We start from the raw sequence: 10,314 nt of genomic DNA on the forward strand, positions 1-10,314 counted from the left end.
TCAGAGGGGTACGGCTTGCGGGCACTCATGCCCTACAGCCTGATCATTACCCGCCCAAAGGTCCATAACAGCCTCTAATTGCGCCGCCTCACCAATGCTACAGACGCTGCGTGGCGTAAGCTAGCCGTCTTCAAGGCCGCTTACGCCAACATCAACGAAACCATTAATTCGGTTAGATGCTCAAATTCCAAATATATCCGAAACAGGATGCAGATCGAATTGTGCAGTCTGCTCGGCAGATGTTCCGATAATTACAGCTACATCCTCCCGCGACACGCTATGTGTAGATAGCTTATCGGACCAAAATGAGAATCCAGTCTGATCAGGCGATCTCTCCAATGCATTATGGTAAATAAGGGCAACAAAATCTTGGTCTGAGATACCGTGATGAGACTCATTAAATTCACTAGAATTCAAAAGAGCCCCTGCAATAGATTTAATATCCCATCCATTTTTTAAAGCAGAGGTCCAGGTCTGAAGCCCACCTTCGTCAACTGCCCGATCGAGAATCGCATCATAGAGCATGTGAATGCTTCTTGCGTTACTATCGACTGTCCAGACTCCGTTCGGGTTTGAAGCCTCAAATTTATTGATCGCTTCTCTACTATTAACAAAGTTGCTCACTAAATTTTCCCGCGTTACGCCGTGTTGCAAGTTGGATACATGACTCATCAATCCCCCCTCATCTGCGGCGCGCCCCAAAATCCCACCGTACAAATATTTGACAAAATTTTCATCCGTGAGATTCCCCGAACGTGTCTGGAACTCTCCGCTAGACATGATGGACGCAGCCACAGACGACGCTTGATCCCCATCCTGCAAGTGGCCAGACCAGAAATTGAGTCCGACTTTATCAGCAGTTCTTCCCAATAACCCTTCATACATCATCATAACCTGGGCAGGATGCGAACTGCCCGAAAAATTAACTTCCCCATCACCGAGTTTTATTGCCTCCACCTCCTTGCCAAATGAGACCACATTGCCATCGTTCAAATGGACACTGAGTACGCCTGAAATTGAACTGATGCTGTGAATATCGCTCATAACTGTAAGGCTCCTAACGGCGAGTCCATCGGAGAGCGAAAAGCCGGCAACACTGCCGCCCTGGTGAAGATACTGAGGGGGCTTAGCTCCAAACACCGTGAAATCGACATTTCGATATGATTCTAGTCCACTAAGATCAGTAACCGTAATATTAACTTTATAAATCTCGTCATTGATATTATCAAAAGAAAGCCCATTTTTCAGTTTCATTATTCCATTAACAACTTCCATCCGGTCGTCCGATAGAGAGATACTCAATCTGTCTCCGAAATCCGGGTCTGTCACAGAAATCAAACCCATGCTAACTCCGCCCACCTGGGAGTAGATCCTAAATTCGCCGAATTTAATGTGACTAGGGGCCTCATTAACGTCGATGACTTGGATGTTGACATCCCGGCTGGTAGACAACCCGCTCTTATCGGTCGCTGTGATCGACAACGGGATCACAGCCTGGCTTTCGAAATCCAAGGCTATGCCAGCCTTCAAGGCCAGCTTTCCGTCCACCACCTCGAAGCGGCTGTCGGAAAGACTGTACCGAACGACTTCGTTCTTGTCCGGGTCGGAGTACCCGAGGACACCAATCACCGCGCCCTTCTCGTTCTCGCGCACCGACGTCCCGCTCAACGTCAATGCGCTAGGGACCTCATTAACGTCTAGCACTTCTACTACGAATGCCTTTTTGTGCGGCAGCATGAATGCGTCAGTCGCTGTGACCGTCAATATAATTTTGGAGGTGGACTCATGGTCTACAAACACGCCCTGTCGAAGGCGGATTTGCCCATGTCCGTCGATCTCAAAACGCGGATCATCTACGGTGTATTTTACTTCCCCTATTGAAGATTGCTCCCAGAGCAAGTGACCGATTACAGCACCTGGATCGTTTTCAAATAGCTGGCTAGAGATCAGCTGGATTTCCGTAGCTGCTTCGGCAATGGCACCGTTCGCTGCACTAACATGGCCCAACCACTCACCATAATGAGATGGCTCATTAATCAAAGTTAGGACAAACTCTGCGCGATCAACGACACCAGAGGCGATTTTCTGGCCCCACACCTCTGCAGTATGTTGGTCAACGCTATGTCCTAGAATTTTATGTGAAGCGCTGTTTACAAAACTTAAGGCGGAATCAGAGCTAGGGAATACAAGATCAAGCAGGTGCTTCGCGATATCGATATAGGATTCGCCGCCGACGACTACTTTCCAGGTCAACGGCCCCAGTTCCGTCTCTAGCGGGAGCCTTCCAATGACTCCATGGAAGATCCTCGAGACATCTGCACCCGCTTCGTCCGGAACCCAGATCCCTGCAGCAATAGTGCTTGCAAAATGCGCCTTTCCTTCGATAGACGAAGTCAGGACGTCGATCAGGTAACCTGTATAAGCGTGCCCTTGATTGCTGAGAATATCCTGCCACTGATTCATTTCAGTTTTAGTCGGTTCCCGGCCAAGGGCGACCTGCCAGATATGCTTTATGAAATCTCCACGCAGCAGCACTGCTTCGCTGGCAGTCGAACCGACAATTGATGCATACATCTTTGCGAATTCAGGCGACCTTACGAGGTCCTGTGCGATGGTCTGAATGGTCTCATTCCCGGCGGACACCAGCCTCACAAGATCGGCCAACTTCTCAGCATCCGGGGCGTGACCTACAGATGTCAGAAAAGCTCGCGTTATTTTCGCTGCAACACTGTCGCCATTGAAATTTATGCTCCCGTTTAAAAAGCGAACCTCTTCGATAGACTCGAATTGCACAAATTTCCCGTCGAGATACAGACTTCCGGACTTTCCTTCGCCTGTGCCATTTTCACCGAGTTTTAAAATCGTGTCGAGATTGACTGGACGCAGAGTAGACACGAACAGCTGGTCATGTCCGCCATTGCCCTTCAGAAAACCTCCGCCGCTTTGAGCTATGAAAACGTCATTTGCTGAAGTGCCTTCGTATGCGCGCTCCGACGTGACAGTGATGATGTTGTCTGCGTTCCGCGGTAACCTGGCCGCCATAATGTTAGATAGGGCCGCTTCTGAACCCAGAACCTCGGCAGAGTTCGCAAATGTCAGAGCCAATGAATCGCGGGTCCAGAGCCCCTGTTGAAGCCCTTTGATTAAGCCATCGACAAAGTGATTATTCTCTAGATCTCCGTAGGAGTTTCTAACAATGAGCTGCACGAACTCCCTGTCATTCATCAACGGACGCGAGGCCTGATAGTCAGAAATAATACGGGATAATACCTCCGCTTCCGATTTTCCTCCTAGCTGAACTGCTTCTGCGTAGGCTTTTAGCTGTAGATCATTTGCGTCTGATCCAGTAACAACCTTCACTGCGCGATTGACAAAATCCGACTCTTTGAAAATACTCCAGGTTCTGTCACGAAGGTCTAGGATTCCGTCCAGGAACTGGATTTTTTCAATCCCGGTGAACGCAATCGCGTTAGCGCCGTTTTTGAATACCCCTTCTTTTCCAGACTGATCGCCCGTTTGCATGGTGTTATCACGGAAGATCAGGTACTCAGGATTTTGAAGTAGAACGCGCATGCGCACGCTAACAATAAGAGTGTCTGTACCGGCCCCACCAAGCACAATATCTTGCCCTAATCCTGGATCAAGAAAGTCATCACCCTCACCGCCATTCAACTTATCATTGCCTGCTCCGCCAACTTCCCAGTCTTTCGCTGCAATTCCGACAATGGTATTGCCAGCATCGGAGCCAACGCTCTTCAGGCCACCACCTGATAACTGCTCCCACTGTACAGGTGCCGCATTTTTCTGAGCATTTGTCCCATAAACATAAGACAATGCGCCGATGTCGATCGCAGACAACGAGTGCATAAGACCGGTTGGGTCTTCTTCATGTGTCATGATGGAGACAGAGCGGTTAAACTCTACGTTCGGTAGAACGTAACGTCCGGCATATAGATGGTTCATGCCGATAGCATGCCCAAACTCGTGTATTAAGAACTCAAAGCCTTGACCTCCTGGCATCAGATCCATTTTTTGCAGTTGATCAATGTATTTCGCGTTGATCCAAATGTCGCCGTTGAAGGCGGTCGGTCCCGGAGCCATGACGAGGCCCAAACCGCTAGCTTCCACCATCTCTTCGATTCGCCACGTGATGTCGGCCATAGAAGGATCATCGACCTCAATCAGCATAAGGCCTGAGGCTGAGTTATGAACAGCCGCAGCCAGGCGGATGGCTTCTTTCCACTGTTCCTGCCATGTGTAACTAGTTCCCGTCGAGGTGTATATTACCCCAGAAACATTCCCATGGAAGTCTGCGTGTTTATCGCTAAAGTAATATGTTACTACAGTTGGCTTGCTTAGTTTCCCTCCAGTCCAGTAGGCAGCCTCCCAACTCTCATATAGAACAGATGCCACTTCGAGCGGCGCCTTTGCCGGCGAGTATGCTGATTTTTTGATCGCGGGATCATTCTTATAGGCGTCTGCATTCTCAACGTAGCTGCGAAGTTGGGTGCTGCAGCCGGCGCAAGCGCTACACGCACCGGCTGGGCAAAGCGTTCCCATGAGTTCGGAAAAATCCATTTTGCAAATCCGATAAAAAATTTGCCTGACTGTGGGCCTGAACGCTTAAATGACGGTTACCCCGTTTGCCTCGCTTGCTGTTCCCTTGAGGGTTGATCGTCGGGAACCGTGACACCTTCATTGCGGCGCTAACTATGATCATTGGCGGCCTCCTGTTGTCGGAGTGCTTCGGCGCAAGATGTGTCGGACTTGGGCACCAATCTAGAGGCTGTTATGGACCTGCGGGTCGGTAACGATCAGACTGCGGGACATGAGTGCCCGCAAGCCGTACCGTCTCATGTATCCGATGAGGAATGGGCGCTGGTCGCGCCCTATCTGACGCTGCTGCCGGAAGAGGTTGGGCAACGGGAACACTCGCTGCGCGAGGTGTTCAATGGCCTCCGCTACATTGTCAAGACCGGTGCGCCGTGGCGCTGGATGCCGAATGACCTGCCGCCGTGGGCCGCAGTCTACCAGCAGGCGCAGCGTTGGCTGGCGGCCGGCTGCTTCGAGGCGCTGGCCGAGGATCTGCGCACGGTCCTGCGTCTGTCGGCGGGCCGTAAAGCCGAGCCCAGCGCTGCGATCCTGGACAGCCGCACTTTGCGTTCCACTCCCGAAAGCGGTGAACGGGCGGGCTAAGACGGTGCCAAGCGGAAGAAGGGTTCCAAGCTGCACCTGGCGGTCGACACGCTGGGCCATGTGCTGGCTCTGCACGTCACGCCTGCCACGGCTGACGACCGGGCCGAAGTCGGGCGTCTCGCGCAGGCGGTCCAGGCATCGGCGGGGAGTAGCGTCGATCTCGCCTACGTCGATCAGGGCTACCCCGGCCGGAAGGCCGCCGACGCAGCTCAGGCGCACGGCATCGAGTTGGAAGTCGTCAAGTTGGCCGAAGCCAAACGCGGCTTCGTGCTGCTGCCAAGGCGCTGGGTGGTCGAGCGATCCTTTGCCTGGGCCACGCGCTTTCAGCGCTTAGTGAAGGACTATGAGCGCTATGCCTCAACCCTCGCCGACCTGCACCTCGTCGCCTTCGCCTGCATTATGCTCAAGCAGGCCGCCCAACTCGCCGCAGGTCCATAACAACCTCTAGCATTACAGTTGCATCTTCGGTCGACCTCTGAATCTATGGGTGGTCATGATTCGGCGATCATGGATGTCGGGCGCATCAATCGAGACGACGCTGGAGCTCTGGGCAGCGTCGCTGCGTGAGGTGAAAGCCCGCATCCGGCCGCTGTTCACGCAGGAGCGGGTCGCAGCTTCGGCCGGGTTGTTCCTGGATGGGCTGCTGGGCGCGGAGCGCCGCAAGACGGGTTGGATGCGGGCCGAGGCGGCGGGCGATCCTGGGCCATGGCGACAGCAGGCCATTCTTGGCCGTGGTCGCTGGGAGGCCGATGCACTGCGCGACATCGTCCGGGATTACGTCGTTGAGCATCTCGCGGCGGAGGAGGCCGTGCTGGTCATCGATGAGACTGGCTTCCTCAAGCAGGGTAAGGTCTCTTGTGGGGTGGGACGGCAGTACACCGGCTCAGCAGGCAAGATCACCAATTGCCAGATCGGCGTGTTCGCGGCCTACGTCTCGCGTCACGGCCACGCCTTCATCGACCGTGCGCTCTACCTGCCCAAGCGTTGGACCGATGATCCGGCGCGCATGGCCGCGGCCCATGTTCCTGCCAGAACCACCTTCGCCACCAAGCCCGCCATGGCGCTCAGCATGATTGAGCGGGCCATCGGCGCCGGGGTGCCCTTTGGCTGGGTCGCGGCCGATAGCGTCTATGGCGTCGGCGACATCGAGATGGCGCCGCGCAGGCAAGGGCTACGTGCTCGGCGTGAACGCCACCCATGACTTCGGCTCCTGGCATGGCAAACCCGCGGTTGCGGGGACTGCCGAGGAGATCGCCAAGGATCTCGATGCTGCCGCCTGGCGACGTCTGTCCGCCGGTTTGCGCACGAAGGGCGAGCGCCTGCACGATTGGGCCTACCTGGAGTTGGCAGACCTCGAAGCGATGAGTTCTGCCCGGGAGCCAAAGGATTGTGGACGCGCGGCCTGCTGATCCGTCGCCACATCGCCGATGGCGAGATGGCCTACTTCACCATCTGGTGCCCGGCCGGAACAGCCATCGAGACGCTCGTTGCTGTCGAAGGACATCGCTGGGCCATTGAGGATAGCTTCGAGACCGCCAGGAACGAACTTGGCCTGACCCCATAACGAAACCAGGTCCTGGCATGGTTGGCACCGCCACGTGTCGCTGGTGATGCTGGCTTTCGCGATGATGGCGGTGATCCGCCATCATGCGAACCGGCCGACCCCCCAAAAAACACCGATGGTCCGCCGGACACGGCAGACCTCGTCCGCTGGTCGATCCAGGAAATCCGCCGCAGAGCCGTTCGCCTGGCACAGCGGCGTATTCGACCTGCCAGCATCATCGCATGGTCGCTCTGGCGAAGAGCACACCAAGCCGCCGCACAGCACGCTCACATTAAACGAAGAACGCAACTGTGATGCTAGAGGGCTGAGCGCTTTTCCGGCCGTTCCCTGCGGCTGGGCTGGCGACGGCTGCCGGCGAGGCGGGGGCGGACTTGGCGCAGGTGATGCGAGAGACCCGGTACCGCTCGGCCGACGTGGCCATGTGATACCTCCGACCGAAGGATCCGGCGGCAGAGGCCAGCTTTATAAGGCCGTACATGAGGATGACCGACCTACAAGCGTCGCGCTTGGGGGCGTCCGTGCCGGTAAGACGCCTGCGGCTGTGCAGCACCTTCTCGTCATTGGCTGAGGCTCGTTCTCATAGCTGGCAGTAGAGCATCGACCATCGCAGCTGCCGCTGATGCAGGGACCGCTTTGCCGTACAGCCATCCTTGGCCGAGAGGGCACCCCAATTCGCGAAGAACCTCAGCCTGCTCCTGAACTTCAATACCCTCCGCCAACACCGTCATACCCAGATTCCGACCCAGACCAATGACGGCACTCACAATCTTACGGCTGTCAACCTCGGTCGCCATGGAACGAACGAAACTCGCATCAACCTTGATTTTGTCGAAGGGGAACGATCTGAGATGAACAAGACTAGAGTATCCAGTTCCGAAATCATCCAAGGCAATTCTAACTCCCACTGCCTTCAGAGCACGAACAATATCCTGAGCCATGGACACGTCACCCACCAATGCGCTCTCAGTGATCTCCAGCTCCAATCTACGCGGCGGAAAGCCAGTTTCTGCCAGGATGCTAATGACACTGTCTACCAATGTAGGGTCGGATAGCTGCAAGGGCGACAGATTGACAGCAATCACGAGATGAGCAGGCCAATGCAGAGCTGAGGAACAAGCGCGCTTCAGAATGCCGCGAGTGAGCGCCCCAATCAGCCCACTATCCTCGGCTACCGAAATGAAGGTACACGGCGGCACCTGCCCCAAAGTGGCGTGCTGCCACCGCGCCAACACCTCGAAGCCTATGATCTCTTGGGTTTCCAGGTTGATCAGCGGCTGAAAGTAGGGCTCCAGGTGGCCGGCCTGAATTGCAGGCTGAAGCTCGTCCCGCAGACGAATTCGCTCCTGCACGCTGGCATCCATTTTGGGCTCGAAAAATCGGATGCGACCGCGGCCTTCCGCTTTTGCCCATTGTAATGCTGTATCCGCTCGCCGGTGGAGTGTGGCTGCATCTGTTGCGTCCACGGGCGCAACAGCGACGCCCAGGCTTGCTCCGAGATGAATGGAGACGCCGTTGACATCGAACTCGGACTGCAGAGCATCGAGGATACGCGCGGCAATACGAGCAGCCTCGCCGAGGCCCTGGCTCAATTGAGCAACTACAGTAAACTCATCCCCTCCGCGTTTTGCTACGATGTCATCGCGCCGGACGACCCCAGCCAAGCGCATTGCGATGAATTGCAGAATCTGATCGCCGATCATATGGCCATGCCGCTCATTGACGTGCTTGAAGTGATCCATATCGATCTGGATCAAACAGAGCGCCTGACCAAGATCTCTGTTCTCGGAGAGGCAATGCTCCAAATCACGGGCAAGCTTTCTCCGGTTTGGCAGACCCGTCAACGCATCATGAGTGGCGAGACGTTGGACTTCCAGTTCGGCCTTACGCGCCGCCTCCTTCTCACGCTTAAGGTCCTGGTTCCTTCTGAAGGCATAGATCGACGTGCCGATCGGAAGTAGGAAGAAGGCAGTCATAATCTCATCGAGCTGCCAGGCTTCATGCGCTTCTGCGAATTGATGAATGACTTCGTAGCTGTCGAAGAGCAGCGCAACAATGTAGGTCGCAAAGCCGCTCGCCGTCAGAAGGAGGAGATCCTTCCGGGGCCGCCCCAAATGTCGACACCAAATGCTCAGTCGAGAGTGAAGATCTGGACGCCGAAACTTATGCATCTCAGTTACCTACAGCGGGTCACGCGAGCAAGCTGGCTGCGGATTCCGCTGCACCAGCCTGCTGAGAGACGCGAGCAATGCAGTCCGAAGCGATCCCATCTTGCTGATCAGTGTCGGTCTCCAGTTCAAGATCATCAAGCGCCGCCTGCATTCGGCTTACGGCTTCAAGGCGAGTGGCTCCGCCATGGTCAGCGATATCACGCAGCCATCGACCGTTGAGAAACGGACGAGCCAGTACACCAAAATCGGTTTCGAGGACTTTGATAACATATGATTTATAAAGATATTCAGCGGATCGCATGACAGCCCCTGTGAACACCTAGATCGCACTCATTTAAACTTCGAACCCTTTATACTACCTAAAGGGAGATTTGCTTTTTCAAGTTAATTTGGGCGACTTGGGATGATGGCGTGCAAGTAGAAATCGATCTAACGATCATTAGCTACCTCCCCGTTTACAGCATAGGCTCGCCATGAGCCCGCCGCCTTCTGCGTGCCTGCGAGAATCGTGGTTTTCGATGACCAAGTGAGGCGGCGCGCAGGCGCCGGATCCCTGGCTGTCAGGCGTTCGCTTCACTGTTCGGCAGTACGGGAAGCAGGGATCAGAGTTGCCCGGCCACGATCTCCCAAGTGCGATTCAGCGCCGATAGCCGGGCAACGGTGTACCCTGTGTCGCTGCCGAGCTGAGATTGCTCGGCCTGTTCCTCGGTGCCGTTCGGCTGTCTGTCGCGCAGCCCAAGTTAGCAAAAGAATCTAAGTCGCAATTCGCTGTCTTCATCCTCGAACAACTTGTTATGATCGTGCCTTCGCGTGGACCGGTGGCCTGGGCGTCGCGGACGAAATTGGGTGGCACTCTTCTCCGTGACATCGCAGCAGGTGCAGAGACCCCCGGCGACAGGAAGAGGCGAGCGTCCCTGGCTTTCAGCTCCAGGCCCTTCCAGACTTGTTCGCGGGTCAGCCTGTCTCGCCTTCCGGGTTCACCGTGACGGTTGTAGTGGAATAGATCATGGTGGCGGTCCTTGTACGATCGGTTGGAAGAGCTGCCAGCCGGCGATCTGCGCAACGTGATCACGGTAGGAACGCAGGGACGATGAAGCATCGTAGTCGGTTGCTCGACATCGCCGGCATCGGGCAGCATGCCGTCGGTCAGAAACCGCTCGGCCATCCAGCGCCTGTCGAAGACCATCCAGCTCGGCATGAACTGGCGCAGATTCTGCTCGAACCCGGCAGTGTGGTCGCCTAGAGGCTGTTATAGACCTGGGGCTGGGTAACGATCAGGCTGCGGGGCATGAGTGCCCGCAAGCCCTGCCCCTCTGACGTTTCCGACGACGAATGGGCGTTGGTGGCGCCCTACCTGACATTGCTGTCCGAGGATGCCCAACTGCG

The 10,314-nt window shown here is 55.5% G+C and carries 5 protein-coding genes and 3 pseudogenes; 4 read left to right on the top strand and 4 right to left on the bottom strand.

The annotated features are described in order from the left end of the window. Window positions 1–180 precede the first annotated feature (180 nt). Window positions 181–4,578, bottom strand: a complete 4,398-nt coding sequence (locus IBL26_RS24275) for a DUF4214 domain-containing protein (RefSeq protein ID WP_187787092.1) — start codon at window positions 4,576–4,578, stop codon at window positions 181–183. Window positions 4,579–4,791: 213 nt separating this feature from the next. Here IBL26_RS24275 and IBL26_RS24280 point away from each other — a divergent pair. Continuing rightward, window positions 4,792–5,634 (top strand): annotated as a pseudogene (locus tag IBL26_RS24280) (IS5 family transposase). Between the two features lie 55 nt (window positions 5,635–5,689). Further along, a pseudogene (locus IBL26_RS24285) lies at window positions 5,690–6,869 on the top strand (IS701 family transposase); the annotation flags it as partial. Between the two features lie 448 nt (window positions 6,870–7,317). Here IBL26_RS24285 and IBL26_RS24290 read toward each other — a convergent pair. The 3 genes from IBL26_RS24290 to IBL26_RS26190 form a co-directional block, all read right to left on the bottom strand. After that, a complete protein-coding gene (locus tag IBL26_RS24290) occupies window positions 7,318–8,928 on the bottom strand; it encodes a putative bifunctional diguanylate cyclase/phosphodiesterase (RefSeq protein ID WP_187787093.1) in 1,611 nt (536 codons plus the stop codon). Window positions 8,929–8,947: 19 nt separating this feature from the next. Then, the gene (locus tag IBL26_RS24295) at window positions 8,948–9,229 is read right to left on the bottom strand and encodes a hypothetical protein (RefSeq protein WP_187787094.1); all 282 of its coding nucleotides are present in this window, start codon (window positions 9,227–9,229) and stop codon (window positions 8,948–8,950) included. A 336-nt stretch (window positions 9,230–9,565) separates the two neighbouring features. Continuing rightward, entirely contained in the window at window positions 9,566–10,066 is a 501-nt protein-coding gene (locus IBL26_RS26190; protein ID WP_367615504.1) for an AtaL-like protein, read from the bottom strand. Here IBL26_RS26190 and IBL26_RS25820 point away from each other — a divergent pair. Both IBL26_RS25820 and IBL26_RS24310 read left to right on the top strand, forming a co-directional pair. Then, the gene (locus IBL26_RS25820) at window positions 10,019–10,171 is read left to right on the top strand and encodes a hypothetical protein (RefSeq protein ID WP_187787095.1); all 153 of its coding nucleotides are present in this window, start codon (window positions 10,019–10,021) and stop codon (window positions 10,169–10,171) included. The genes IBL26_RS26190 and IBL26_RS25820 overlap by 48 nt on opposite strands. Before the next feature lie 45 nt (window positions 10,172–10,216). Beyond that, a pseudogene (locus tag IBL26_RS24310) lies at window positions 10,217–10,314 on the top strand (IS5/IS1182 family transposase); the annotation flags it as partial.

It is taken from the genome of Teichococcus aerophilus, assembly GCF_014490485.1.
Taxonomy (GTDB): Bacteria; Pseudomonadota; Alphaproteobacteria; order Acetobacterales; family Acetobacteraceae; genus Pseudoroseomonas; species Pseudoroseomonas aerophila.

Excerpts from the sequence above, each read along its gene's own strand:
- IBL26_RS24275 (WP_187787092.1), bottom strand. The coding sequence starts at position 4,578 with ATGGATTTTTCCGAACTCATGGGAACGCTTTGCCCAGCCGGTGCGTGT.
- IBL26_RS24290 (WP_187787093.1), bottom strand. The coding sequence starts at position 8,928 with ATGCATAAGTTTCGGCGTCCAGATCTTCACTCTCGACTGAGCATTTGG.
- IBL26_RS24295 (WP_187787094.1), bottom strand. The coding sequence starts at position 9,229 with ATGCGATCCGCTGAATATCTTTATAAATCATATGTTATCAAAGTCCTC.
- IBL26_RS25820 (WP_187787095.1), top strand. The coding sequence starts at position 10,019 with ATGAAGCATCGTAGTCGGTTGCTCGACATCGCCGGCATCGGGCAGCAT.
- IBL26_RS26190 (WP_367615504.1), bottom strand. The coding sequence starts at position 10,066 with ATGCTGCCCGATGCCGGCGATGTCGAGCAACCGACTACGATGCTTCAT.